This window comes from Telluria beijingensis (genome assembly GCF_030770395.1).
Lineage (GTDB): Bacteria > Pseudomonadota > Gammaproteobacteria > Burkholderiales > Burkholderiaceae_D > Telluria > Telluria beijingensis.
Window position 1 is genome coordinate 465,962 of the sequence record NZ_CP132480.1, and the last position, 25,566, is coordinate 491,527.

Here is a 25,566-nt window from a genome sequence, read left to right on the forward strand (position 1 = left end):
CTGTTCTTTTCAAGCTGCTTGTTCGCTTTTCGGCGCCATGGGGAAGCCCAGCTTCTCGCGCGAATCGTAATAGGCTTGCGCCACCAGGCGCGACAGCGTGCGCACGCGGCCGATGTAAGCGGCGCGCTCGGTCACCGAGATCGCGCCGCGCGCGTCCAGCAGGTTGAAGCTGTGCGAGGCCTTCATGATCTGCTCGTAGGCCGGCAGGGTCAGTTGCAGCTCGATCAGGCGCTTGGCTTCGGATTCGTGATTATTGAAAGCCTGGAACAGGATCTCGGTGTTCGAATGCTCGAAGTTGTAGGTCGACTGTTCGACCTCGTTCTGGTGGAAGACGTCGCCATAGGACAGCTTCTTTTTCTCCCCGTTCTCTTCCCACTCGGTCCATACCAGGTCGTACACGTTCTCCACGCCCTGCAGGTACATGGCCAGGCGTTCGATGCCATAGGTGATCTCGCCCAGCACCGGCTTGCAATCGAGGCCGCCGACCTGCTGGAAATAGGTGAACTGGGTGACTTCCATGCCGTTCAGCCAGACTTCCCAGCCCAGGCCCCAGGCGCCCAGGGTCGGGCTTTCCCAGTCGTCCTCGACGAAGCGCACGTCATTCTTCTTGAGGTCCAGGCCCAGCGCCTCGAGCGAGCCGAGGTAGAGGTCGAGGATGTTTTCCGGGGCCGGCTTGAGGGCCACCTGGTACTGGTAGTAGTGCTGCAGGCGGTTAGGATTCTCGCCATACCGGCCATCCTTGGGGCGGCGCGACGGCTGCACATAGGCGGCGCGCCACGGCTCGGGGCCGATCGCACGCAGGAAGGTGCCGGTGTGGAAGGTGCCCGCGCCGACTTCCATGTCGTAGGGCTGGAGCAGTGCGCAGCCCTGCTTGTCCCAGTAGGACTGCAGGGTAAGGATGATTTGTTGGAATGTGAGCATCTCGAATGGGACGCAGCCCGGAGGCCGCGAACGCGGTATGTTTGCCAAATGACTAATTCTACTGAATTTTTTCAACCCTCTGGGGCGATTTGAACTCAGCTATTCGATTTGGCGTGGTTAAGGCGGTAGCGGCGGCCGGCCAGCCAGGCGCCGAGCAGCATCACGCCACCCAGCATCAGGAAGGCCGCGTTGCCGAGGCGGATGAACGGGGTCATGCCGCTCGCGCCGCGCACGGTCGCGCTCAGCACGCCGTCGGCATAGAACGGCAGCACCTGCGTGATATTGCCGCGGTGGTCGATCACGGCGGTGGCGCCGTCATTGGTTGAACGCAGCATCGGGCGACCCGTCTCCAGCGTGCGCATGCGCGAGATCTGCAGGTGCTGCGGAATGGCCACCGACTGCCCGTACCACGACAGGTTCGACACGTTCAGCAGCAGCGTCGCCGGATGCTGGGCGTTACGCAGCTGGTAGGCGATCTCTTCGCCGAACACGTCTTCGTAGCAGATATTCGGCAGCACCCACTGGTCTTTCACTGCGAACGGCGCCTGCAGCGCGGCGCCGCGGGTGGCGTCGTTGAGCGGGATGTTCATCATGTCGGTGAACCAGCGGAAGCCCGGCGGGATGAACTCGCCGAACGGCACCAGGTGCGCCTTGTCGTAGCGGTAGGGTGTCGGCTGCGGCGACAGGGCGACCAGGCTATTGCCGTACTTGCCCGGACCGTCGAACAGCGGCATGCCGATTGCCAGCGTGCTGCCGGTCGTCGTCGCATAACGCTGCAGGTTGTCGAGATAGCCGTCCGGCAGGTTGTGCGGGAAGACGGGCAGGGCGGTTTCCGGCGTCGCGATCAGGTCGGCCGGCGCGGCCGTGATCATGCCCTGGTAGCGCGTGACGATGCTGGTCAGAAATTCCATATCGAATTTCCTGTCTTGCGGGATGTTGCCTTGAAGCAGGCGCACGCTGATCGGCTGGCCGGTTTCCTGCGTCCATTCAACCGTGCGCAGGCCGGCGCCCACCAGCATCAGGCCGGCCAGCAGGCCGATCGCTGGCCAGTGCGCGCGCTGGGTCAGCATGGCGATGCAGCCGGCGCCGACGCCGACCAGGATGCCGATGCCATACACGCCGACCAGCGGCGCGTAGCCGGCGAGCGGCGCCAGGTCGTGGGCATAGCCCGACGAGGCCCAGGGGAAACCGGTGAACACCCAGCCGCGCAGCCATTCGGACACGCCCCACAGGGTCGGCAGCACCAGTAGCAGGAAGGCGGCCACCGGCAGCGACCAGCGCTTGCGCAGCCAGGCGCCGACGCCGGCGGTCATGGCGCCGAACAGGCCCATGTACAGGCACAGCAGCACCAGTCCCAGCACCGCGAGCGCGGCCGGCAAATGGGCGAAGCGGGTGCCGAACACGTACAGCCAGTGCACGCCGGCCATGGTCCAGCCGAAGCCGAAGGCCCAGCCAATCAGGGTCGCGCGCTTGACCGAGCCCGACATGCCGACCTGGTAGAAGAACCAGGCCAGCGACAGGAATTGCAGCGGCCACCAGCCATAGGGCTGGAACGACAGGATGGAAGAAGCGCCGGCCAGGACGGCGGCGGACAGCAGCAGGGCGGAGGGCTTGCCGCCGCGCTGCGCGGCGCGCGCGGCCAGGTCGGCCTTTGACGCGGGCGCCGCCGCGGTCTTGGTCCAGCGGCGCAGCATCAGTCGCGGTCGTCTTCAGTCGATGGCAGTTGCTCGACCAGCAGGACGTGGATCTGGCGCGCGTCGGCGCGCAGCACTTCGAAGCGCAGGCCGTGCAGGTCAACCACTTCGCCCTTGTGTGGCATATGGCCCAGGTGGCTCGCGACCAGGCCGCCGATGGTGTCGACGTCGTCATCCGGCAGGTCGGTGCCGAGTTCTTCGTTGAACTGCTCGATCTCGGTCAGCGCCTTGATGCGCCAGCGCGGGCCGTGCTGGCCTTCGCGGATCGAGATGATATTGTCTTCTTCTTCGTCGAAGTCGTATTCGTCCTCGATGTCGCCGACGATCTGCTCGAGCACGTCCTCGATCGTGATCAGGCCGGCCACGCCGGAATACTCGTCGACCACGATCGCCATGTGATTGTGGTTGGCGCGGAAATCGCGCAGCAGCACGTTCAGGCGTTTCGATTCGGGAATGAAGACGGCCGGGCGCAGCTTCGTGCGCACGTCGAATGATTCTTCAGCGTAATAACGCAGCAAATCCTTGGCCAGCAGGATGCCGACCACCTTGTCGCGCTCGCCTTCGATGGCGGGGAAGCGGGAATGGGCGGTCTCGAGCACGATGGGCATCCAGTCCTCGATCGGCTTCGTGATGTCGATCACGTCCATCTGGGAGCGGGGAACCATGATGTCGCGCGCCGACAGGTCGGAGACCTGGAACACGCCCTCGATCATCGACAGCGCATCGGCGTCGAGGAGGTTGCGTTCGTGGGCGTCGTGCAGCACTTCGAGGAGCTCTGCGCGATTTTCGGGCTCGGGGGAGATGAAGGCGGTCAGCCGTTCCAGCAGCGACCTGTGGGGTTTGGCGTCCTGTCGGACGTCACTGGGATACTCGGGCATAGTTGGCGGGAAGCCGTTGTTACAATGGGGTACAGGATACACCAAAAGGCGGCGCACCCAGTATTTACCAAGGTGCGCCGGGGTGGGGCTGTCTCAATCCGAGTACGGATCCGGGAAGCCCAGCACTTCCATGATGTCGCGCTCGAACTGCTCCATTTCCTCGGCGTCGTCGTCGTTTTCGTGGTCCCAGCCCTGGGCGTGCAGCACGCCGTGCACCACCAGGTGGGCCGCGTGTTCCTCGACCGTCTTGCCCTGTTCCTCGGCTTCGCGCTGCAGCACGTCGGTGCACAGCACGATGTCGGCCTGGGTCGGGTCGTCCTCGCCCAGTTCTTCCTCTTCGTTATAGGCGAAGGTCAGCACGTTGGTGGCGTAGTCCTTGCCGCGGTAGGCCTTGTTGAGGGCCTGGCCTTCTGCCGCATCGACGAAGCGGATGGTCAGCTCGGCCGGGCCCAGCAGGGATTCCTCGACCCAGCGCTGCAGCTTGGCTTCGGTGATCTCGCCTTCCAGGCGGGTATCGGCGAACTGGACTTCCAGTTCAAGTGGATGTTTTTTTTCTTGCATGTTTCACCGGGGTCGGTTTGGGGAGGGCGGCCAGTTCCTGGACCGAAGTATCTTGCTCATACGCATCGATGATGCGGGCCACCAGCGGGTGGCGCACCACGTCGGCGCTCGAAAAGTGGGTGAAGGCGATGCCGCGCACGTCCTTCAGCACGTGCATGGCGTCCACTAAACCGCTGCGCTGGGTCTTGTGCAGGTCGACCTGCGTGACGTCGCCGGTGACCACCGCCTTGCTGCCGAAGCCGATCCGGGTCAGGAACATCTTCATCTGCTCGACGGTCGTGTTCTGGGCTTCGTCCAGGATCACGAAGGCATGGTTCAAGGTACGGCCGCGCATATAGGCCAGCGGCGCGATCTCGATCACCTGCTTTTCAAAGAGTTTTTGCGTGCGGTCAAAGCCGAGCAGGTCGTACAGCGCGTCGTATAAAGGGCGCAGGTAAGGGTCGACCTTCTGCGCCAGGTCGCCCGGCAGGAAGCCCAGGCGCTCGCCGGCCTCGACCGCCGGCCGGGTCAGGATGATGCGCTTGACGGCGTCGCGCTCGAGCGCGTCGACCGCGCAGGCCACGGCGAGATAGGTCTTGCCGGTGCCGGCCGGGCCGATGCCGAAGCTGATGTCGTGGTTCAGCACCGCGTTCAGGTACTGGATCTGGTGCGGCGTGCGTCCGCGCAGGTCGCTGCGGCGGGTCTTGAGGACCGGGCTCTCAATGCTGTCGGGCGCCGCCTCGGCATCGTCGTCGTCCTCGGCCGCGACGTCGGCCTTGCCGGCCGGCGCCTCCTCGTGCGCGCCACGCGGTTTCAGGCCGGAGCGCTGCTCGACCAGGGCCAGTTGCACCTCTTCGATCGGCACGACCTTGTTGGCGACCGCATAGAAGCGTTCCAGCAATTCGACGGCGCGCTCGGCATTGGCGCCGCTGACGATGAATTTCTCGCCGCGGCGGAAGATCGTGACGTCGAGCGCGGCCGAGATCTGGCGCAGGTTTTCATCGAGCGGGCCGCACAGGTGGGCGAGCCGCGTATTGTCGAGCGGCTCGGGAATGAAGTACGAAGGGAGTGTTGGCTGTGTTTTCAACTGGCTTGGGCGATCGTATCGAGGTTGGCGACGAGTTCGCCGCGCAAATAGTAATCGTGGCTGGCGGCGATGCGCACGTCGACCAGCTGGCCGATCAGCGACGCATTCGTGGCGTCCAATGGGAACAGGACCACGCGGTTGTTTTCGGCGCGGCCCTGCAACTGGGTGGCGTCCTTTTTTGCGACGCCTTCGACCAGCACCCGCTGCACGCTGCCGACCATGGCGGCGCTATGCTTGCGGGTATTGGCATCGATCAGGGCTTGCAGGCGCTGCAGGCGCGCCAGCTTGACCTCGTGCGGGGTATCGTCTTCGAGGTTGGCGGCCGGGGTGCCGGGCCGCTTGCTGAAGATGAAGCTGAAGCTGTTGTCGAAGTTGACGTCCTCGACCAGCTTCATCATGGCCTCGAAATCGGCCTCGGTCTCGCCCGGGAAGCCGACGATGAAATCGGACGAGAAGGTGATATTGGGCCGCACCGCGCGCAGGCGGCGGATGATCGATTTGTATTCGAGGCCGGTATAGCCGCGCTTCATGGCATTGAGGATGCGGTCCGAACCGTGCTGTACCGGCAGATACAGGTGGCTGACCAGTTGCGGAATCCGCGCATACGCGTCGATCAGGCGCTGGCTGAATTCCTTTGGATGGCTGGTGACGAAGCGCAGGCGTTCGATGCCGGGAATCTCGGCGATGTATTCGAGCAGCAGGGCGAAGTCGGCGGTTTCTCCGCTTTCCATGACGCCGCGGAAGGCATTCACATTCTGGCCCAGCAGCATGATTTCCTTCACACCCTGGGCGGCCAGGCCGGCGACCTCGGTCAGCACGTCCTCGAAGCGGCGCGAGACTTCCTCGCCGCGCGTATAGGGCACGACGCAGTAGCTGCAATACTTGCTGCAGCCTTCCATGATCGACACATACGCAATGGGGCCTTCGACCTTAGCCGGTGGCAAGAAGTCAAACTTCTCGATCTCGGGGAAACTGATATCGACTTGCGCCTTGCCCGACTGGCGCCGGTCCTGGATCAGTTGCGGCAGGCGGTGCAGGGTCTGCGGGCCGAACACCACATCGACATAGGGCGCGCGCTTGACGATGGCATCGCCTTCTTGCGACGCGACGCAGCCGCCAACGCCGATGACCAGGTCGGGCTTGTTGCGCTTGAGCTCCTTGATACGGCCCAAGTCGGAAAACACTTTTTCTTGCGATTTTTCGCGGATCGAGCAGGTATTGAACAGGATCACATCCGCGTCTTCCGGCGTGTCGGTGCGCACCAGTCCATCCGAGGCGCCAAGGACGTCGACCATCTTGTCCGAGTCGTACTCGTTCATCTGGCAGCCGAAGGTTTTAATGAATACTTTTTTTTGCATGGAATTGCTAGTTGGGGGCGAGCGCTGCATCGACAAGGCGGGCGGGAGCCAGTTTACCGTAATTCGGTATTGACCCCGTCAAACCACGGGCGTGCGGCTAATTTTAATGCCTAAAGGAATGCTAAATTTCTTTACCTAAAGTAATTGCAGTAATGCTCAGATTGTTAAATGTCCGCTAGCGAACATACTTTATTATTCATGACACATGGCTACGGTGGCATGAAGTGTTTCCCTATGTAAATCAATGACTTCGGGGTGCATTCCGATTAACAAAATTTATCCAAGAAATCTCTTGCGTGCGCCACAATTGAGCCCCATGTGCTGAAATGCAAACGTGACAAGCTTTCCACACGATAGCTTGATTTCCGACAAGGAGTCACATGCGCCGGTTCGCCATCGCACTGGCGTGCGCGACTGATAATTTGTTTGAAAGACAAGTGCGCATGTGGAAAGAACATGGAGCACTGTGGGCCGGAATTCTTAAGGGAATGTTCAGATTGGCGCTGTTTAATCCCTGAACAAGTTCCGGGAACTTATGTTGATGAAATGTAGTCTTTAACAAAAGTTCGTAAGGGAACTATTTTAACCAAACTCGTGAGGTAATCATCATGGCACAACAACATCACGCTCTATCTTCGCAAGAAAGTTACAACCCGAACCACCTGCTGGACATCCTGCTCGGCAAGATGCAGCTGAAAAACGACGCTGCCCTGTCGCGCATGCTCGAGGTGGCGCCGCCGGTCATCAGCAAGATCCGCCACCACCGCCTGCCGGTCGGCGCCTCGCTGCTGATCCGCATGCACGAAGTGACCGGCATGAGCATCCGTGACCTGCGCGACCTGATGGGCGACCGCCGCACCAAGTACCGCCTGTCGGATGCACAAGGCCGTCCGAAGCCAGAAGAGAAAGCGGCACAAGCCGCCGCTGCCGCCCAGCAGCAAGCCCAGCCGGCACAAGGCCAGGGCGCGCAAACCAGCGAAGCGTCGACCAAGACCTCCGGCAATTATGCGCACTAATGCCGTGGGCATGACAGCCGCATCTGTCATGCCTTCGGTATTGGCGGGCTGTGGCGCCACACCAGCCATCGTGGCGCCGCACTAGCACCGCCGTTTCATCGTGCACCGTCCTGCAGCCTAGGCCATCAGGATGGCTGTCATTTCCTCGAACTGCAGTTCCGTTTCTCGGAACACGTGCAGCCATGTTTCTTCAGGCAGACCGAGTGCCGTCCAGGCCACGCTGGACACGGCAGGCACGAGCTCGTCCGCATCGCCCGCCAGGTCGAGCGCATGGGCCACCGCATTGGCCACGTGGACGATCGTGGCCAGGAAGCCGGCGCCCGGCGTTTCCGGCGCATGATAAAACGCGATGGCCTGCTGCATCGTGCCCGAGAATTGCCAGTGTTCGGCCAGCGCGGCGCCGGCCAGAACGTGGTCGACGCCCAGCAGCGCCTGTTCCACGTCGATCAGGTCGCCATCGACTCGCTTGCGCTCGCGCAAGACAGCATCGTACTGCTCGGGATAGCGCGTCACCAGTACCAGGCGGCCTATGCCGTGCAGCAGGCCGGCCGTGAACGCCACATCCTGGTTGAAGCGCATATGGCGCGCCAGCACCCGCGCGCAGGCGGCAGTGGCGATCGACAGGCGCCAGAAGGCCTTGTCGTCGAAGCTGGGGCAACGTCCGCTGGGAAAGCACCCGGTCATCGCCGCCGCCATGATCAGGTTGCGCGTGGACTGGAAGCCGAGATAGGTCATGGCTTGCTGGATCGTGGTGGCCTTGACCTGCAGCCCGAAGGCCGACGAATTGGCCAAGCGCAGCGTCTTCGCCGTCAGGGCCTGGTCGGTCGACACCTTTTTGGCGAGCACCGTGATGTCGATGTCTTCCTGGTCTATGCTGCTGAGCAATTCCATGACGACGGCCGGCAGCGAGGGCAGGTCGTCCAGGCCCTGGATCAATTCCTCCGACGTGATCGTCATGGCGCCACCTGCCGTTCGAGCCGGTAATCCTCGACATAACGCCGCAACAGCTTGCCGGCCCAGTCGCCGTCGTCGTCGAGGTCGTGCTTGCGGAACACATGGTCGAGCCGGGCCAGCACCGCCGCTTCGTCCGGCGCGCGATGCGCCTCGACCCGGGCTACCGGCACTGCCTCGATATGGTGGCGCTGCAGCGAGGCGACGGTCGCCTCGGTGAGGACGGCCCCCTTGGCCAGCAGCACCAGGCCGTTATTGTCCAGCAGCTCGTCCGAGAGCACCATGCCCGGCTGAACCTGGGCTACGGGAACCATCATATGGTCATCGCTCATTTTGCCTCCATTCAATCCTGCGCCGATGGTATCACTGGCAAGCGCGAATGCATGCAAGTATCCGCAATCGGTGGTCCGCCCAGTGTTTAACTTGTACGGCGGAAATGTTGTACGCTTTGACACCGGCTGACAAGCCACCAATTTATCAGAGGAAACATGAAACTCTATTTCAGCCCAGGCGCCTGTTCGCTCGCGCCCCATATCGCCCTGCTGGCCACCGGCCTGCCTTTCGCGGCCGAGCGTGTCAGCCTGCGCACCAGGCTGACGCAGGGCGGCGCCGACTTTCGCGCGCTCAGTCCCAAGGGCTATGTGCCGGCGCTGGAACTGGAAGACGGCCGCCTGCTGACCGAAAACCAGGTGATCCTGCAATACCTGGCCGACCTGGCGCCCGCCAGCGGCCTGGCGCCGGCCTATGGCAGCTTCGAGCGCTACCAGCTGATGGAATGGCTGGCATGGCTGTCGACCGAGCTGCACAAGCGTTTTTCGCCACTGTTCACGCCGGGCACGACCGAGGAGGGCAAGCAGGCAGCCTGGGCCGCGTTGGCGGCGCCGCTGAACTTCGTGGCCGAACGGATCGATGGCGCCGGCTATCTCACCGGCGCGCAATTCACGGTGGCCGATGCCTATCTGTTCGCGGTGCTGAACTGGGTCGGCTTTGCCGGGTTCTCGCTCGACCCCTGGCCGGCCCTGCAGGCCTACCAGGCGCGGGTGGCCGAGCTGCCGGTAGTGCGCGAAGCGCTGCGCCGCGAAGGCCTGCAGTAAACACAAGGCGCGCGCACCGATTGCGCGGGCCACGTTAACATGGACACATGACCAGCCAACGCTATATTGCTTTGTTGCGCGGCGTAAATGTCGGCCGCGCCAAACGGATCGCCATGGCCGACCTGCGCAAGCTGGTCGAAAGCCTCGGCTATACCGGCGTGCGCAGCCTGCTCAATAGCGGCAACATCATTTTCGATGCCGAGGCGCCGTCGGCCCAGGCGGCGCAGGCGATCGAAGAGGCGATGGTGCTGCGGCTCGGCGTGGCGGCCCGCGTATTCGTGCTCGAACGCCAGGAATTCGCCGACATCGTCGACGACAACCCTTTATTGGACCTGGCCAGCGACCATGCGCGCCTGTTCGCCTTTCTATTGGCCGGCGACGCCCAGCGTGAAGTGGCCGCCTGCCTGTGCGGCCAGGACTGGCAACCGGAGGCGCTGGCAATCGGCCGCCGCGCGGCCTATGTGTGGTGTCCGGAAGGCGTGCTCGACAGCGCTGCCGCGGCAGCGCTCGGCAAGCAGCTGGGTGACGGCACGACGTCGCGCAACTGGCGCACGATCACCAAGCTGCACGGCTTGTGCAGCCATCCGGTGTGCTGAGCGCCTGCGGCCTGGCAATTACTTGAACTTGTCGCTGCTGTCGCGGCTCGCCCGGTAGCCGATCAGGACCAGGCCGACCAGCATCATCGCGAATACCTCAGGTTCCGGCAGTTCGGGCAAATGGGACGGCGGCGTGACGATGTGGGTGTGGGGGGCAACGGCCAGGTCGTGTACCGGCTGTGAGGCCGGTATGGCTGGCGCGCCATGGCCTGGGACGAGATCGATCGCGGCAGCCTGGGCCGTATTGTCGAGAAAGAGCACGAGCGTTGCCATCAAAGCATATCTTTTCATCGCCATACCTCTTACGAGCTAAATGCTACCAGGCTTTGGATGGGGTGAAACTTTACTTGCGGTCGCCATCTCGTCACATCAGGATAGCAAAACTGACGCTGTTGCCGCGCGCGGTTGACCCGATGAGTTGTGGAAAGATGTCATGTTTTTGCTGAAAGATGGACGCATCTTGCGTTCAATCAAAGCAAAAATTGACTGTGGTAAATAAACCGCGCTCAGCAGTAAATATAATGCTCGGAATATACAGCTTGATAATGCGAATTTCGCAATGAATTGCGATTTGATTGGCACATTCATCATGATTGCTGTCACTCGAATAATCAAAACCGTTATCAGCTTTTTCATCATCGTCAAATTCCGCATTTTTTTTATCCGCAGGTATTCACCGCGGTTTTTTTTGAAGGTATAGTCTCCTTATCCCCTTGCCTTCGGGCATCACACCAACCTCCTCACCAACACGTCTGAAACCTCGGCCCTGGCCGACGCCGCGTTCGCCGCCTCTGCGATACGGCACTAGCAGTCTTACTTTTTGCACGACGCACCTTTCGACGAGTAACTAGATGCCCAATTTCGCCCGACTTCAGATTGCCTTCAAGAACGTTTACGTCCGCATCCTGTCCGCTATCCTGCTGGGCTTGCTGGTAGCGCTGGCGATCTTCAAGTCCGATGTGCCGCAAGACCCGAGCCCGGTGGTCCACTCGCAGAACATCGCCGAGATCACCTCGCTGGCCAGCCAGAAGGCGCGCCTGGATTACCTGCTGATCGCGCATCCGCTGTCCGAAGCGCCGCGGTATATCTACAAGTTCAAGGATGCGGCAAACCTGCACGTGGTGAAGGTGCCGAGCACCTCGCACCTGTCGCTCGAGCGCGAAGTGCTGCTCAAGAATGCGATTCCGTATTCGATCGCCAGGGACGACTACCTGGCCAGCCACAAGGCGGTGATGGATGAGGGCGCGAGCGTGCTCGCGCAAACTGGCGATTTCCTCAAGCGCAATGCCTTCCCGATCATCCTGGTGCTGATGATCCTGTACGTGATCAAGTTCGGTATCCCGGGCATGGGCACCAGCGCGGCAATGATCACGCCTGACAAGCTGAAAGGCAGCCTGGACGACCTGATCGGCATGGACGACATCAAGCAGGAAGTGCTGCACCTGGAAGACATGATCCGCAACCGCGATCTCTACCAGTCGCACAATATCGACAAGCCATTCAATGTGATGCTGACCGGCCCTGCCGGCACCGGCAAGACCAAGCTGGTCGGCTACCTGGCCAAGCGCCTCGACCTGCCGATGATCTCGGCATCGGGTTCGGCGCTGGAGTCGGGCTATGTCGGCGGCGGTTCGAAGGCGCTGAACGCCCTGTACCGCAAGGCTTGCGCCAAGGGCAAGTGCATCATCTTCCTGGACGAAGCGCAAAGCCTGTTCATGCCGCGCGGCCGCAGCGAAAAGAAATGGGAAGACGATACCGCCAACACCATGCTGGGCCTGCTGGACGGCGTGAAGAGCGACAAGGGGCAGGGCGTGATCTGGATCGTCGCCTCGAACTTCGACGACAACACGACCGAGATGGACGAAGCGATGCTGCGCCGCTTCTCGGTCAAGATCAACTTCCGCCTGCCGAACAAGGCCGAGCGCCGCGAGCTGCTGCGCAGCTTCCTGGCGCGCAAGAAGGATGGCCTGGTCGATTGGGAAGACCTGAACCTGGACCAGGTGGCCGAGATCACCCAGAACCTGAGCCCGGCACTGCTGGAAACCGTGGTCGAGCGTGCGAGCATGCTGTCGATCCAGGAAAAGACGATCATCAACACCAACCTGATGTTCCGGGCCTACGAGCGCGCCACGATCGGCCTGACCGACCGCGCCACCACCGCCGAAAAACACAAGCAGCGCGAGCGTATCGCCCTGCACGAGCTGGGACACTTCTTCATGCAGATCGATCCGTATCTGCGTGCCGGCCTCAGCCTGGCCGAAGTGAAGGAGAAGTCGCACCTGCTCAAGATCAGTACCGAGGCCGTGTCGAAGATCGGCGCGCTGGGCTATGTGCTGCAGTCGGGCGAAGACATGTCGCTGCGCACGCTGGAAGAACTGGAGCGCGACGTCGTCGGCCTGTATGGCGGCGTGGCGGCGGAAGAGATGTTCTATGGCGCGCGCGGTATTTCGGTCGGCAGCCAGAACGATATCGAGAAGATCACCAAGATGCTGAACCTGATGGTCAGCCGCCTGTCGATGTATTCGCGCTCGAAGATCGATTACAGCCAGTTGCAGCGGGAAGCCAGCGGCGAGCATACCGTGCGCCTGGTGGAAGAGAAGGCGGATGCGCTGTATAGCTACACGCTGGATTCGATCCGCGACTACAAGCTGGTGATGGAATCGATCAAGGACACGCTGCTGGAGCAGTATGTGCTGTCGAAGGATGAGGTGTTTGCCTTGCTGGAAGAGCGCAGCGAGTTGTTGATGCCGCAGTTGCATGGGCATCGGACGGCCAAGCTGACCTTGTGCGAGGAAGAAGTCGCGGCCTGATTGTCGATTGGCGCTTTTATTGAAACCCGTCCGGTGAAAGCCGGACGGTTTTTTTTACCGCAGCAGCGATGACAGATGAAGACTGCCGTCGACGCAGGTGACTGCATTGCCACCGACCTGGATCGCATTCTCGGAAATGACGAGCCGTAGTTGCCCCGCACGGCCAACGGCTGCGCCCTGGGTCGCCAGCAAGGTATTGCCGAACTCTGCAGTCTGGCCGGTATGGCGGATATAGGCAGCGACGCTACCGTTTCCGCTACCGCATACCGGGTCCTCGTTCACGCCGTGGGCCGGCGCGAAGGCACGTACCTCGATCCCCGCCTGTGCTGGCTGTTCGTGCTTGCCGAAGACGACGACGCCGGTATGCCGGCCCTTGCCATCCTGGACTTTCATCCGTTGCAAATCCGGCTGGCTGGCCAGCACAGCTTGTGCGGAGGGGAGCTGGGCGACGACCCAGCGTGCGCCGACATCGACCAGGCAAGGCGCCCGTTCGGCTTCGAGGGACGTGCCAAGAATGGTTTCCAGTTCCCTGGCCTGATCGGCATCCAGTGCGGTGAACGTGGCTTCCGGTAGATCGAACGAAATCCAGCGCCGACCGTCGCTCGCATGACTCACCTGCAGCTTGATGAGTCCAGCCGCGCATTGCTGGACCAGACCGCCAGCCCTTGCTTCGATCATGCCCGCTTCCAGCAGCGCATGGGCCGTCCCGATCGTGGGATGGCCGGCAAATGGCAACTCAGCGCCAGGCGTGAAAATGCGCACGTGATAGTCGGCGCCTGCCGCCGTGGTCGGTACGATGAAGGTGGTCTCGGACAGGTTCGTCCAGCTTGCGATCTGCTGCATCTGGTCGGTAGATAGCTCGCTTGCATCCAGCACGACCGCGACCGGGTTGCCCTTGAATGGGATGCTGGTAAAAACGTCGACGGTCTTGATCGGTATGCTCGCCATGCTGGCCTCCATGCGCAGGTATCCATGTCCCATCATTGTCGGGCAGTCGGCAGCGCTGGGTTCAGTGGAACCAGTGTAGGCGCCATGGCGGTCGCATGACAGCGACAATCCTTTATTTCTTGCCTATACAGTATGGCCACGATAAGGCTGGACTGTACTGGTCCCGGACCGATCGCCGGGGTGGAGAGAATCCCATCCACCCAAAGCCGGATTCAAAAGTCGCTCAGCTTCGTGCCGTCGATTTCTTCGATCTGGTCCAGTCGCACGGTGTCGCCCGTACTCATTGACATGTACTCGGCGCCATTCTGCGCGTACAGGTCGGTAATGGTGGCCGTGCAATACTGTACGGCGCCTGTCGCATCGCGAATGCCGATCCGCACTGGCTTGCGCAACGTCGCGTGGGCCTCGAGCAGATCGTGGAATTCGCAATTGATCGGCTGGTAAGGGGATGGAAAACCTGTCGTCATGGTCGCCTCACTTGTCTTGTTGCGCTAGGCACGCTTCTGTTCCTGTAATGTATCCAGCACATGCCGCGTCATGCTGCTGGCCAGCTCTTCCTCGCCCACGAACACCCGCCCGCCCGTTTCGGCCCGCAGTAACTCCGCTTCCTGGTCATTATGCGTGCGCACGACGCAGCGCACGGTCGGATTGAGCGCCTTCGCGATCTCGACCATCTTGCGCACGTCGAAGGTATCCGGCGTGGCGATCACCAGCATCGCCGCCTTGTGGATGTGGGCCTGGATCAGCACCGCCGGCTCCGCCGCATTGCCCACCACCGCGGGGATGCCGCGCTGGCGCGCCTGCTCGACCAGTTCGCGATGCTGCTCGGCGAGCACGAAGTGGATGCCGCGCGCCGTCAGGTCGTCGGCGATGCGCCGACCGACCCGGCCGAAGCCCACCAGCACCACCTGGTTGCTGAGCTTTTCGCGCGACGTCGTCATCGGCAGCTCGGCCAGTGGGTCGGCCGGGCGTTCGAGCTTGCGCGCCAGGTGCATCAGGTGGTTCTGCTTGCCCAGCCAGCGCTGGGCCGGCTCGATCGACGAGAACACCAGCGGATTGAAGGCGATCGAGATAATGGCTCCGGCCAGGATCAGGTTCTGGCCCAGCTCCGGCAACAGCCCCAGCTGCATGCCCAGCGCCGCCAGGATGAACGAGAACTCGCCGATCTGCGCCAGGCTGGCCGACACCGTCAGCGCGGTATTGAGCGGATAGCGCAGCGCCAGCACCAGGACGAACGCCGCGAGAGACTTGCCGACCACGATCACCAGCACCACGCCCAGCACGTGCAGCGGGTTATCCACCAGGACCATCGGATCGAACAGCATGCCGACCGAGACGAAGAACAGCACCGAGAACGCGTCGCGCAGCGGCAGCGATTCCTCGGCCGCGCGGTGGCTCAGCTCCGACTCGCGCAGCACCATGCCGGCGAAGAAGGCGCCCAGCGCGAACGACACGCCGAACAGGTTCGAAGAGGCATAGGCGATGCCGACCGCCGCCGCGATCACCGACAGGGTGAATAGCTCGCGCGAGGCGGTCCGGGCCACGCGCCACAGGAACCACGGAAAGACCTTGCGCCCGACGATCAGCATGAAGGCGATGAAGCCGCCCACCTGCAGCAGGGTCATGCCCAGCGCCGGCCACAGGTCCATGCCGGCGTCGCCCTTGCCGCCCAGCGGGCCGGCGATGGCCGGCAGCATCACCAGCACCAGCACCATGACCAGGTCCTCGACCACCAGCCAGCCCACCGCAATGCGGCCGTTCATCGAATCGAGCACGCCGCGCGCCTCCAGCGCGCGCAGCAGCACCACGGTGCTGGCCACCGACAGCGCCAGGCCGAACACGAGGCCGGCGCCCAGGCTCCAGCCCCACCACCAGGACAAGGCCATGCCCATCGCGGTGGCCACGCCGATCTGCAGCAGCGCGCCGGGCAGGGCGATGCGGCGCACGTCGAGCAGGTCCTTGAGCGAGAAGTGCAGCCCGACCCCGAACATCAGCAGCATGACCCCGATCTCGGCCAGCTGCGAAGCCAGCCCGATATCCGCCACGAAGCCCGGCGTGGCGGGCCCGATGAAGACGCCGGCGGCCAGGTAGCCGACCAGCGCCGGCAGCTTGAGGCGCACGGCCAGCATGCCGAATATCAGGCCGAAGCCCAGTGCGGCGGCGATGGTGGTGATCAGGCTTAATTCATGGTGCATGCGGGGACGGTGCTTTATCTGGTTGGCGTGTCTTTAGTATAAGTGAGCAGTATGTACAGGCCGTGAAAAACCTGGGCGGTATGACCGGCGGCGCGTCGTCCGCGCGGGAAGTGCGATAGCATGGACATATCGTTACTGCCGAGTTGCCGCCGCATGGAAAAACAGGATGAGCTGCGCCGTTCCAAACTGATCGCCCTGGGCTTCTTCGTGGGAGCGGCCGCGCTGTTCGTGCTCAGCCTGCTGCTGCCGTACACCTGGTGGACGGGCCTCTTGCGCGCCTTTTCCGAAGCCGCCATGGTCGGCGCGCTGGCCGACTGGTTCGCCGTGGTGGCCTTGTTCAGGCGCGTGCCGATCCCGATCGTGTCGCGTCATACCGCCATCATCCCCAGCAACAAGGACAAGATCGCCGACAACCTGGCCCTGTTCGTGCGCGAAAAATTCCTCGACACCGATTCGATCGTGGGCCTGATCCGGCGCCACGATCCGGTGCAGAAGGTGGCCGAGTGGCTGGTCAAGCCGGCCAACACCGAACTGATGGGCGCGCATCTGGTGCGCGCCGCTGTCTTCATGCTCGACTTCATCGAAGACGCGGCGGTGCAGAACGTCATCCGGCGCGGCGTGCACACGATGGTGAACAGCGTCGACCTGTCGAAGTCGAGCGGCGCGATCCTGGAAAGCCTGACCCGCGGCCGGCGCCACCAGGAACTGCTCGACGAAGGCATCCGCCAGCTGGCGCGCCTGCTCGACAACGCCGACACGCAGGACTACATCGCGCATGGCATCGTCGAGTGGCTCAAGGAAGACTATGCCTTCATCGAAAAGATGCTGCCGTCGGACCTCATCGGCCGCAAGGGCGCCGACATCGCGGTGCGCCTGGCCGCGGGCGTGCTGAACAAGGCCGCGGCCGATCCCGAACACCCGCTGCGGCATCGCTTCGACGACTACGTGGCCGGCTTCATCGAGCGCCTGAAAGACGACCCGGCTTTTCTCGCCAAGGCCGACGACGTCAAGCGCTACCTGCTCGAGGACGAGACCCTGAACGCCTACCTCGGTTCGCTGTGGTCCGAGCTGAAGGCCTGGCTCAAGCGCGACCTGGAGGCCGAGGATTCGAGCCTGCGCCGCCGCATCGTCGCCATGGGCGCCTGGATCGGCAGGGTGCTGAGCGAAGACCCGGCCCTGCGCCAGTCGCTGCACGACAACCTCGAAGCCGCCGCGCGCGGCGTGGCGCCCGAATTCGCGGGCTTCCTGACGCGCCACATCGCCGACACCGTCAAGCAGTGGGACGACCGCGAGATGTCGGCCCAGATCGAACTCAATATCGGCAAGGACCTGCAGTACATCCGCATCAACGGCACCATCGTGGGCGGCTTGATCGGCGTGACCTTGTACCTGCTGTCGCACCTGCCCGCGCTGCTGGGCTGACCACCGAGGAACCACCATGCACACGCTCGCGCTGAACGACTGGCTCGCCGCCCACCCCGATGTCGAGCGCGTGCCTGAGCGCGACCTGTACGTGGTGGCGCGCTACATGATCCCGATCGACGCCAACCTGGCCCAGGGCTGCCTGGAGGCGTCCGGCATCCCGGCCATGCTGGCCGATGCCCACCTGATGCAGACCGACCTGCTGCTGGCGCCGGCCTTGGGCGGGGTGCGGCTGCTGGTCGATGCCGAACACGTGCAGCAGGCATATGCGGTGCTCGAAGCACTGGCGCGCGGCGATTACGCGCTCGACGAGCATGCGCCGGATGGCGAGTGGCACAAGGCCGAGTAGACCGCGTCGCAAGGTGAGGTGACGCACGAAACGATGGCGGCCTGCGGCGTAGGCTGTACTCCTGTGACCGACAGGCGATCGAAAGGAGAACCATCATGCCGCAAGGAGATAAATCGTCGTACACCGACAAGCAGAAGCGTCAGGCCGAGCACATCAAGGAGGGCTACGAAAAGAAGGGCGTCGGCAAGCAGGAAGCCGAACGGCGCGCCTGGGCCACCGAGAACAAGGTCTCGGGTGGCGGCAAGAAGCATTAATGGCAATGCCGAAAACAACAACGGCCCGGTTCGCGAGAGCCGGGCCGTTGTGCGTAGGGTTGGCGGCTATGCCGCCGACGCGTTGACCGGTAGCGGCTCCGATTTTGCGACGGATGATCTTGCTGCTACCAATCACCGCGTCGGCAAGAAACTTGCCGACCCTACAGCGCTCAGAAATAACGATGCCCCCGGGGGCATGCTTTCGCAGAGGTCACACCGGGGGCTTGCTTTGATTCGATAGTACCGCATTCCTCATCGAAAACAAAAAAGCCGCTACTCCTTGCCGGGGCAGCGGCTTTTGAACAACTTGGTGGTGATAGGTGGACTTGAACCACCGACCCCAGCATTATGAGTGCTGTGCTCTAACCAGCTGAGCTATATCACCGAAACGGGCAAAAGCAAAAATGGCTTGACTCGTCGAAGAGCCAAGCCATTCGCCTGGAATTCTTGGTGGTGATAGGTGGACTTGAACCACCGACCCCAGCATTATGAGTGCTGTGCTCTAACCAGCTGAGCTATATCACCGAAACGGGCAAAAGCAAAAATGGCTTGACTCGTCGAAGAGCCAAGCCATTCGCCTGGAATTCTTGGTGGTGATAGGTGGACTTGAACCACCGACCCCAGCATTATGAGTGCTGTGCTCTAACCAGCTGAGCTATATCACCGAAACGGGCAAAAGCAAAAATGGCTTGACTCGTCGAAGAGCCAAGCCATTCGCCTGGAATTCTTGGTGGTGATAGGTGGACTTGAACCACCGACCCCAGCATTATGAGTGCTGTGCTCTAACCAGCTGAGCTATATCACCGCAACGACCAATATTATCGGGCGCGACTGGTTGCCTGTCAAGATCGCGGTGTGTTCCGCGCGGAAAAATGTCGCACCGATGTCATTTGCTTAACGTTGCCAGGTGGTCCAGCATCGCCCCCGCCGGATCGGGGCCGAGGCAATCGATCACGATCCGGTGCGGCATCGCGCGCAGCCAGGTGATCTGGCGCTTGGCCAGCTGGCGGGTGGCGATGATGCCGAGTTCGCGCAGCTCGGCGCGGCTGATGTTGCCGTCGAGGTAATCCCAGGCCTGGCGATAGCCGACGCAGCGGATCGACGGCAGCGTCGGCGACAGGTCGCCGCGCGCGCGCAGGCGCGCCACCTCGGCCACCAGGCCCTCGTCGTCGCGCTCGCCCAGCATCTGGTCGAAACGCAAGGCAATACGCTTGTGCAGCACGGCGCGATCGTCTGTCTCCAGGCCGAACGAGACCAGCTCGAACGGCAGCTCGGGCTTGGCGCGCCGCGCCAGCAGGGCCGACATCGGCTGGCCGGACAGCTCGATGATCTCCAGCGCGCGGTTGATGCGCTGGGCGTCGTTCGGCGCCAGGCGCGCCGCCGTGACCGGGTCGAGCGCCTGCAGCTTCGCGTGCATGCCGGGCCAGCCGATGCGCGCGGCTTCTTCCTCGATCGCGGTGCGCACCTGCGGGTCGGCAGTCGGCAGATCGTCCAGGCCGTCCACCAGCCCTTTAAAGTACATCATGGTGCCGCCCACCAGAAGCGGCAGCTTGCCGCGCGCCGCGATCTCGCCCACCAGGCGGATGGTGTCGGCGCGGAACTGCGCCACCGAATACGCTTCCAGCGGGTCGAGGATGTCGATCAGATGGTGCGGCACGGCGGCCAGTTCGTCGGGCGTGGGCTTGGCGGTGCCGATGTCCATGTCGCGATACACCAGGGCCGAGTCGACCGAAATGATCTCGACGGGACGGGTCTGCGCGATGCGCAGCGCGCTCGCGGTCTTGCCGGACGCTGTCGGGCCCATGATGGCCACGGCCAGTGGTTTCTTCATCTCGCTCATTACTGGCCGCGCAAGAACAGTTTGTCGAGCGCGGAAATCTCGAGCTGGACCCAGGTGGGGCGGCCGTGGTTGCACTGGTCGGCGCGCTCCGTGCTTTCCATCTGGCGCAGCAGCGCGTTCATCTCGGGCACGGCCAGGATGCGGTTGGCGCGCACCGCCGTGTGGCAGGCGAGGGTGCCGAGCAGTTCGTTCCTGCGCTCGATCAGCACGCGCGAGCCGCCATACTCGCGCACGTCGCGCAGCACGTCGCGCGCCAGGGTCTGGGCGTCGGCGTTCTTGAGCAGGGTCGGCACGCTGCGCACCGCGAGCGTGGTCGGCGACAGCGCGGCGATGTCGAAGCCCAGCGCCTTCAGCGTGTCCTGGTGCTCGGTCGCGGTCGCGACCTCGACCGCGTCGGCATAGAAGGTCACCGGGATCAGCATCGACTGCACCTGCATCTCCTGGCCTTGCGCCTGGGCGTCGAGCGCGTTCTTGATCTGCTCGTAGAGGATGCGTTCGTGGGCCGCGTGCATGTCCACCAGCACCAGGCCGCGCGTGTTTTGGGCCAGGATGTAGATGCCGTGCAGCTGGGCCAGCGCGAAGCCGAGCGGGAAGTCGTCGTTCGACAGTGGGCGGTCCGAGGCCGACAGCGGCACATCCATCGGTGCGGAAGATGGCGCAGGGACCGTGGCGCGCGCGTCCGACTTGAACAGCGCGCCATAGGCTTCGGTGCGCTGCGCCACGCCGCCTTGCGTGGATGGATCGTCCCACCGGCTGCCGGCCGGATACGGCGACGGCGAGAAGGTCGACAACTGCGACCCGAACGACGTCTGCTCGTGCGGCCGCATCGGCGGTCGCGATGGCGACTCGGACAGTTGCCACAGCGGCGTACCGCTCGGCCTGACTTCTGCCGCCGTGATCGGCGCCGGCACGCTGCCGTGCGCCGTGGCCGAGGTCTGCGCCAGCGTGCGCTGCACCGCGTGGAACACGAACTGGTGCACCGCGCGGCCGTCGCGGAAGCGCACCTCGATCTTCGACGGGTGGACGTTGACGTCGACCAGCGCCGGATCGAGGTCCAGCGACAGCACGTAGGAGGGGAAGCGGTCGCCGTGCAGCACGTCCTGGTAGGCAGCGCGCACCGCGTGCACCAGCACCTTGTCGCGCACGAAGCGCCCGTTCACGTAGAAGAACTGGCCGTCGGCGCGCGCCTTCGAGGCCGTGGGCAGGCCGACGTAGCCGTGCAGGCGCAGCGGGCCGGCCGACTCGTCGATGGCGAGCCGCGCCTCGGCGAATTCGCTGCCCAGGATGTGGGCGCTGCGCTTGGCGGCCTCGCCCACGTTCCAGTGGTCGATGGTGCGGCCGTTGTGCGACAGGCTGAACGCCACGTCGGGCCGCGCCAGCGCGATGCGGCGCACGACCTCGGCGCAGTGGCCGTATTCGGTCTGCTCCGATTTCAGGAACTTGCGGCGCGCCGGCGTGTTGAAGTACAGGTCCTGCACGTCGATCGTGGTGCCGAAGGCGCCGGAGGATGGCGCGACGGTGCCTTCGTGCGAGCCCACGATTTCATACGCGTGCGCCGCGTCGGGTGTGCGCGAGGTGATGCGCACCGAGGCCACCGAGGCGATCGAGGCCAGCGCCTCGCCGCGAAAGCCCAGCGTGCCGACGTTCTCGAGATCGTGCAGCGAGGCGATCTTGGACGTGGCATGGCGCGCCAGCGCCAGCGGCAGCTGTTCCGGCGCGATGCCGCGGCCGTTGTCGGTGATCGCGATGCGCTTGACGCCGCCTTCCTCGAGGCGCACGGTGATCTGGGTCGCGCCCGCGTCGAGCGCGTTTTCCAGCAGTTCCTTGACGACGGCCGATGGCCGCTCGACCACTTCGCCGGCGGCGATCTGCGAGATGAGCTGGTCGGGTAGCTGCTGGATGGGGCGGTGGGTCGGGGCAGGGGCGTTCATGCCCCGATTATATCGCGCGGCCACCGCCCCGGATCGTCAACGGCTCATTGCTGTTCGCGCACGGGAACCGGAACATTGCACAGGTCGATCGCGCCGGCCGCGACCTTGGTCCATGGCCCGCCGCGGTTGCGCTGGGCCTCGATCACGGCCTGGAACGTGGCGCTCTCGGTGCGCATCACCTCGAGCTTGCTGCGCTGGTCCGGCGGCACGTCGGCCGCCAGGCGCACGCTGGCGATCGGCGTGCGCTGTTCGGGCTTGTCGTAGAAGCCGCCGGGCGCCGCGCTGCGCGGCATCACCGCGAGCAGCGGCATGCCGGCCACGATGCGGCCGACCACGGTGATGTTGCGGTCGAGGTGGCGCGGTGCGTGGCCGATTACGGTGTACAGCTGAGAACCGTTGCCGGTATTCGATGCCTCGTCGCGCGCCACGCCGACCATGGCATAGCAGTGCGGCAGCCAGGCCTGGCCGGATTTCGGGTCGCGCGCGGCCGGGAAGCCGTTCACATGGCCCACCTGCGGCGCATAGACGTCGCGCTCCTTCAGCTGCGTGAAGCGGCCGGTGCCCTTGGCGGGCACGGTGAATTCGGCGTCCACGGTCCTGGCGGCCTTGAACGGGCGCGGCGTTTCTTCATCGGGGTCGCCCCACTGCACCACGAAGCCATCCTGCGCGCGCATGATCCACAGGCCGTCGAAATAGCGCTCGCGCACCAGCGCGCGGATATTGGCGGCGGCCTTCGGCGCGAAGGCCGGGGCCAGTTCCAGCACGACGCGGCCGGCCGGGAGTTCCAGGTACAGCGTGTTCTCTGGATCGAGGGGCCGCCAGTCGCCGGGGCTGGACGCCTTGACCACGTCGGCCACCGTCGGCTTGGGCGGCAATTCCTTCCCGGTCCCGGCCGGCGCCGCGCCGGCGCCGTTCGCGTGCAGGGCCAGCAGCGTGGCGCCGATGAATGCATGGATCGTGGTCGCTGCCTTCACATGTTCTCCGTTGAGTTATTTGTATCGAGCAATTGTAGTCGTAAAGATCTCGTCAAGGCCGGAACGGTATAATGCCAGGCTCACTCTAGGAATATCATGGACCTGATGCACCTGTTCGACATGCTGCTGCACGTCGACAAATCCCTCGGCACCCTGCTGGCCCACTACGGCACCTACGTCTACCTCGTCCTGTTCGCCATCGTGTTCTGCGAGACCGGCCTGGTGGTCCTGTTCTTCTTCCCCGGCGATACCCTGCTGTTCATCGCCGGCGCCTTCTGCGCCACCGGCGAGATGAGTTATCCGCTCTTGGCCACCCTGCTGGTCACCGCCGCCATCACCGGCAATACGGTGAATTATTTTATTGGCGAAGCGGTGGGCCACCGCATGTTCACGCATAACTATCGCTGGATTAACAAGGATGCCTTGACGCGCACCCACGCCTTCTTCGAGAAACACGGCGGCAAGACCATCATCCTGGCGCGCTTCGTGCCGGTGGTGCGCACTTTCGCGCCCTTCGTGGCCGGCGTGTCGGACATGACCCATACCCGCTTCCAGCTGTACAACGTGGCCGGCGCGCTGCTGTGGGTGCTCAGCCTGGTGACGGCAGGCTATTTCTTTGGCCACGTGCCGATCATCAAGGACCACCTGACCGAGATCGTGCTGGTGGGCGTGAGCGCGGCCATCGTGCCGCTGGCGATCGGCGGTGTTTACAAGCTTGGCCGGCGCATGCTCGGCCGTCGTTGACAATTGGTGTAAATAAGGTGGCAAAGGGTGCAAATTCTGCGTCCTTTGTTGCTGCAGCGCACTCAAGTTAGCTGTGCCGGGTCCGATAAGGATAGGGTAAGCCCACTATCTGGACAGCCATGCGTAACCTGATCGCGCTGTTCGCCCTGAGCCTGGCCGGTGCCATGGCGAATGCGAACGATGCAGCCCCCACGACCAAGCCTGCGGCCGAGAAGCCCGCGGCCATCGCCTCGATCAAGCCGAACCTGCGGCCGACCGCGGCCGCCCCGGCTGCCGCCCAAAAATCCGAAGACGATGCCGAAGTCGACCTGTCGGTCCGCATCGCCGAGAAACTGGCCGAGCTGCGCGCCAAGCAAGCCCTGCGCGCCGAGGACGCCGCACGCGCACGCCGCGCCGCCGACGCCAAGCGCAAGAAGGACGCCGCCATTGCCGCGGCCGCCGCCATCGAAGCCGCCAAGCCGAAGAACGGCACCCACTGGACGTATGACGGCGAGTTCGGCCCAGAGAACTGGTCGAAGATCAATGCCGCCTGGGCATCGTGCAATACGGGCAACCGCCAGTCGCCGATCGACCTGCGCGACGGCATCAAGGTCGACCTGGAACAGATCGCCTTCGACTACCACCCGAGCTCGTTCAACGAGATCGACAATGGCCATACGATCCAGGTGAATGTCGCGGGAGGCAATTTCTTGAGCGTGGGCGGTACGACGTATGAGTTGCAGCAATTCCACTTCCACCGCCCGGGCGAGGAGCGCATCAACGGCAAGGGCACCGAGATGGTCGTGCACCTGGTGCACAAGAGCTACGACAACAAGATCGCCATCCTGGCGGTGCTGCTCGAGCGCGGCGAAGCCAATCCGATGATCCAGACCGTGTGGAACAACCTGCCGCTGGAAAAGCACATGACGGTGACGCCGTCGATCGTGCTCGACGTCAACGAGATCCTGCCGGCGCGGCGCGACTATTTCACCTATATGGGGTCGCTCAGCGAGCCGCCGTGTACCGAGAACGTGCTGTGGCTGGTGATGAAGCAGCCGATGACGGCGTCGCCGCAGCAGATGGCCTTGTTCTCGCGGCTGTATCCGTTCAATTCGCGGCCGGTGCAGCCGAGCAATGGGCGGATGGTGAAGGAATCGATGTAATACAGAAAAAACGCGCCGAGGCGCGTTTTTTGTTGTTACGAGATGCGATATCGGCCGATCCAGTCCGCCCCCGGCGCCAGCGTCACCGGCGTCAACTGCGCCGGCTCGATGCACACGAAGCGCTGGTACTCATCATCTTCCATATCGGCCAGCGCCGCCGTATCCGCCGCGCCTGGGTTCCACACCACGGCATCGCGGAAACCTTCCTGTTCCAGCGTCAGCACGCGCGCCCAGGTGCCCAACGTGATGCCATCGCCGACATCCTCGTACACCACGTCGAGCTTGTCCGCGATCGACAAGGTCCCCGCCTCGAGACCTTCGATGCGCACGTCGGCCAGGTGCGGCACCAGGTGATAGGTATGCAGCGCCGCCGCGAACGGGAAGGGCGCCGCGCCCGTATTGCGCACGGTGAAGGCCATGTCGAGCTGGTTGGCGCGCACGGAGACCCGCAGCGCCAGCGCGAAGGCATGCGGCCAGGCGCCGGCCAGCGCTGGCGGCAGGTCGCCTTCGTCCAGGCCGAACACCGCCCACGCCGCGCCATCGTCGACACCATGCTCTTCCAGGCGCCAGGTACTGACCCGCGCGAAGCCATGCCGCATGCCGTCGCCACGCTCGGCAAACTGCGGAAAGATGACTGGCACCCCGCCCCGGATCGCACGGCTGCCGTCCAGCGCCGAGCGTGTGCTGAGAAACATGCGCTCGCCGCCATCCGCGCCGTGCCACGACACCAGGTGGCCGCCATACAGGGTGACGACGGCGCTGGCGCCGTCCGGCGCCGTGATGCGAATCGCGGGCAGTTGCCCGAAGGTGATATTTTCCATT

General features: G+C 63.6%; 26 protein-coding genes and 4 tRNA genes. 9 read left to right on the forward strand and 21 right to left on the reverse strand.

Going from position 1 to position 25,566, the window contains the following annotated elements; all coding sequences use genetic code 11:
- Positions 1–9 precede the first annotated feature (9 nt).
- The 6 genes from glyQ to miaB form a co-directional block, all read right to left on the reverse strand.
- On the reverse strand, positions 10–921 hold the full coding sequence (gene glyQ / locus Q9246_RS02060; RefSeq protein ID WP_306395062.1) for a glycine--tRNA ligase subunit alpha: 912 nt from the start codon (positions 919–921) through the stop codon (positions 10–12).
- Positions 922–1,016: 95 nt separating this feature from the next.
- The gene (gene lnt / locus Q9246_RS02065) at positions 1,017–2,615 is read right to left on the reverse strand and encodes an apolipoprotein N-acyltransferase (protein WP_306395064.1); all 1,599 of its coding nucleotides are present in this window, start codon (positions 2,613–2,615) and stop codon (positions 1,017–1,019) included.
- Positions 2,615–3,493 carry an HlyC/CorC family transporter gene (locus Q9246_RS02070; protein ID WP_306395065.1) on the reverse strand — a complete coding sequence of 293 codons (879 nt, stop codon included), beginning with the start codon at positions 3,491–3,493 and terminating at the stop codon, positions 2,615–2,617. The genes lnt and Q9246_RS02070 overlap by 1 nt, the downstream gene beginning before the upstream one ends.
- Before the next feature lie 93 nt (positions 3,494–3,586).
- A complete protein-coding gene (gene ybeY, locus Q9246_RS02075) occupies positions 3,587–4,054 on the reverse strand; it encodes an rRNA maturation RNase YbeY (protein ID WP_306395067.1) in 468 nt (155 codons plus the stop codon).
- The gene (locus Q9246_RS02080; RefSeq protein ID WP_306395069.1) at positions 4,029–5,120 is read right to left on the reverse strand and encodes a PhoH family protein; all 1,092 of its coding nucleotides are present in this window, start codon (positions 5,118–5,120) and stop codon (positions 4,029–4,031) included. Before Q9246_RS02080 ends, ybeY begins: the two co-directional genes overlap by 26 nt.
- On the reverse strand, positions 5,117–6,478 hold the full coding sequence (miaB, locus tag Q9246_RS02085; RefSeq protein WP_306395071.1) for a tRNA (N6-isopentenyl adenosine(37)-C2)-methylthiotransferase MiaB: 1,362 nt from the start codon (positions 6,476–6,478) through the stop codon (positions 5,117–5,119). The genes Q9246_RS02080 and miaB overlap by 4 nt, the downstream gene beginning before the upstream one ends.
- 608 nt (positions 6,479–7,086) lie before the next feature.
- Between miaB and Q9246_RS02090 the strand changes: the two genes are divergently transcribed.
- Entirely contained in the window at positions 7,087–7,494 is a 408-nt protein-coding gene (locus Q9246_RS02090; protein WP_306395072.1) for a hypothetical protein, read from the forward strand.
- Positions 7,495–7,611: 117 nt separating this feature from the next.
- On the opposite strand, the gene Q9246_RS02095 is transcribed toward Q9246_RS02090, so the two are convergent.
- Both Q9246_RS02095 and Q9246_RS02100 read right to left on the reverse strand, forming a co-directional pair.
- Positions 7,612–8,451, reverse strand: coding sequence for an HDOD domain-containing protein (locus tag Q9246_RS02095; RefSeq protein WP_306395074.1), 840 nt, complete (start codon positions 8,449–8,451; stop codon positions 7,612–7,614).
- Entirely contained in the window at positions 8,448–8,777 is a 330-nt protein-coding gene (locus tag Q9246_RS02100) for an HIT family protein (RefSeq protein WP_306395076.1), read from the reverse strand. Before Q9246_RS02100 ends, Q9246_RS02095 begins: the two co-directional genes overlap by 4 nt.
- A gap of 156 nt (positions 8,778–8,933) precedes the next feature.
- Here Q9246_RS02100 and gstA point away from each other — a divergent pair, with 156 nt between their 5' ends.
- A complete protein-coding gene (gene gstA, locus Q9246_RS02105) occupies positions 8,934–9,539 on the forward strand; it encodes a glutathione transferase GstA (RefSeq protein WP_306395078.1) in 606 nt (201 codons plus the stop codon).
- A 47-nt stretch (positions 9,540–9,586) separates the two neighbouring features.
- On the forward strand, positions 9,587–10,135 hold the full coding sequence (locus tag Q9246_RS02110) for a DUF1697 domain-containing protein (RefSeq protein ID WP_306395079.1): 549 nt from the start codon (positions 9,587–9,589) through the stop codon (positions 10,133–10,135).
- A gap of 18 nt (positions 10,136–10,153) precedes the next feature.
- On the opposite strand, the gene Q9246_RS02115 is transcribed toward Q9246_RS02110, so the two are convergent.
- On the reverse strand, positions 10,154–10,396 hold the full coding sequence (locus tag Q9246_RS02115) for a hypothetical protein (protein ID WP_306395080.1): 243 nt from the start codon (positions 10,394–10,396) through the stop codon (positions 10,154–10,156).
- A gap of 108 nt (positions 10,397–10,504) precedes the next feature.
- Positions 10,505–10,774 (reverse strand): hypothetical protein, encoded by a 270-nt coding sequence (locus Q9246_RS02120; protein ID WP_306395081.1) that lies wholly within the window; start codon positions 10,772–10,774, stop codon positions 10,505–10,507.
- 212 nt (positions 10,775–10,986) lie between these two features.
- Here Q9246_RS02120 and Q9246_RS02125 point away from each other — a divergent pair, with 212 nt between their 5' ends.
- A complete protein-coding gene (locus Q9246_RS02125) occupies positions 10,987–12,945 on the forward strand; it encodes an AAA family ATPase (protein WP_306395083.1) in 1,959 nt (652 codons plus the stop codon).
- 54 nt (positions 12,946–12,999) lie between these two features.
- Here Q9246_RS02125 and Q9246_RS02130 read toward each other — a convergent pair whose 3' ends face one another.
- From Q9246_RS02130 to Q9246_RS02140, 3 genes are all read right to left on the reverse strand, one after another.
- A complete protein-coding gene (locus Q9246_RS02130) occupies positions 13,000–13,893 on the reverse strand; it encodes a PhzF family phenazine biosynthesis protein (protein ID WP_306395084.1) in 894 nt (297 codons plus the stop codon).
- A gap of 212 nt (positions 13,894–14,105) precedes the next feature.
- Positions 14,106–14,360 carry a hypothetical protein gene (locus Q9246_RS02135; RefSeq protein WP_306395085.1) on the reverse strand — a complete coding sequence of 85 codons (255 nt, stop codon included), beginning with the start codon at positions 14,358–14,360 and terminating at the stop codon, positions 14,106–14,108.
- A 24-nt stretch (positions 14,361–14,384) separates the two neighbouring features.
- On the reverse strand, positions 14,385–16,088 hold the full coding sequence (locus tag Q9246_RS02140) for a cation:proton antiporter domain-containing protein (protein WP_306395086.1): 1,704 nt from the start codon (positions 16,086–16,088) through the stop codon (positions 14,385–14,387).
- A 153-nt stretch (positions 16,089–16,241) separates the two neighbouring features.
- Here Q9246_RS02140 and Q9246_RS02145 point away from each other — a divergent pair, with 153 nt between their 5' ends.
- The 3 genes from Q9246_RS02145 (at position 16,242) to Q9246_RS02155 (ending at position 18,113) form a co-directional block, all read left to right on the forward strand.
- Entirely contained in the window at positions 16,242–17,510 is a 1,269-nt protein-coding gene (locus tag Q9246_RS02145; RefSeq protein WP_306395087.1) for a DUF445 domain-containing protein, read from the forward strand.
- 16 nt (positions 17,511–17,526) lie between these two features.
- On the forward strand, positions 17,527–17,859 hold the full coding sequence (locus tag Q9246_RS02150; RefSeq protein WP_306395088.1) for a putative signal transducing protein: 333 nt from the start codon (positions 17,527–17,529) through the stop codon (positions 17,857–17,859).
- Between the two features lie 95 nt (positions 17,860–17,954).
- On the forward strand, positions 17,955–18,113 hold the full coding sequence (locus tag Q9246_RS02155) for a hypothetical protein (RefSeq protein WP_005665369.1): 159 nt from the start codon (positions 17,955–17,957) through the stop codon (positions 18,111–18,113).
- Between the two features lie 308 nt (positions 18,114–18,421).
- Here the strand turns inward: Q9246_RS02155 and Q9246_RS02160 are convergent.
- From Q9246_RS02160 to Q9246_RS02190, 7 genes are all read right to left on the reverse strand, one after another.
- Positions 18,422–18,498, reverse strand: a tRNA-Met gene (locus Q9246_RS02160).
- Positions 18,499–18,561: 63 nt separating this feature from the next.
- Positions 18,562–18,638 (reverse strand) — tRNA-Met (locus Q9246_RS02165).
- A 63-nt stretch (positions 18,639–18,701) separates the two neighbouring features.
- Positions 18,702–18,778: transfer RNA gene (locus tag Q9246_RS02170), tRNA-Met, on the reverse strand.
- A 63-nt stretch (positions 18,779–18,841) separates the two neighbouring features.
- Positions 18,842–18,918 (reverse strand) — tRNA-Met (locus tag Q9246_RS02175).
- 81 nt (positions 18,919–18,999) lie between these two features.
- Complete coding sequence (miaA, locus tag Q9246_RS02180; RefSeq protein ID WP_306395092.1) at positions 19,000–19,953, reverse strand: tRNA (adenosine(37)-N6)-dimethylallyltransferase MiaA; 954 nt, start codon at positions 19,951–19,953, stop codon at positions 19,000–19,002.
- Positions 19,953–21,884 (reverse strand): DNA mismatch repair endonuclease MutL, encoded by a 1,932-nt coding sequence (gene mutL / locus Q9246_RS02185; protein WP_306395094.1) that lies wholly within the window; start codon positions 21,882–21,884, stop codon positions 19,953–19,955. Before mutL ends, miaA begins: the two co-directional genes overlap by 1 nt.
- Positions 21,885–21,928: 44 nt before the next feature.
- Positions 21,929–22,858, reverse strand: a complete 930-nt coding sequence (locus tag Q9246_RS02190; RefSeq protein ID WP_306395095.1) for a peptidylprolyl isomerase — start codon at positions 22,856–22,858, stop codon at positions 21,929–21,931.
- A gap of 96 nt (positions 22,859–22,954) precedes the next feature.
- Here Q9246_RS02190 and Q9246_RS02195 point away from each other — a divergent pair, with 96 nt between their 5' ends.
- Together Q9246_RS02195 and Q9246_RS02200 are read left to right on the forward strand one after the other, a co-directional pair.
- The gene (locus Q9246_RS02195; RefSeq protein ID WP_306395097.1) at positions 22,955–23,602 is read left to right on the forward strand and encodes a VTT domain-containing protein; all 648 of its coding nucleotides are present in this window, start codon (positions 22,955–22,957) and stop codon (positions 23,600–23,602) included.
- 119 nt (positions 23,603–23,721) lie between these two features.
- The gene (locus Q9246_RS02200; RefSeq protein ID WP_306395098.1) at positions 23,722–24,744 is read left to right on the forward strand and encodes a carbonic anhydrase; all 1,023 of its coding nucleotides are present in this window, start codon (positions 23,722–23,724) and stop codon (positions 24,742–24,744) included.
- A gap of 35 nt (positions 24,745–24,779) precedes the next feature.
- On the opposite strand, the gene Q9246_RS02205 is transcribed toward Q9246_RS02200, so the two are convergent.
- Complete coding sequence (locus tag Q9246_RS02205; RefSeq protein ID WP_306395100.1) at positions 24,780–25,565, reverse strand: D-hexose-6-phosphate mutarotase; 786 nt, start codon at positions 25,563–25,565, stop codon at positions 24,780–24,782.
- Between the last annotated feature and the right edge of the window lies 1 nt (position 25,566).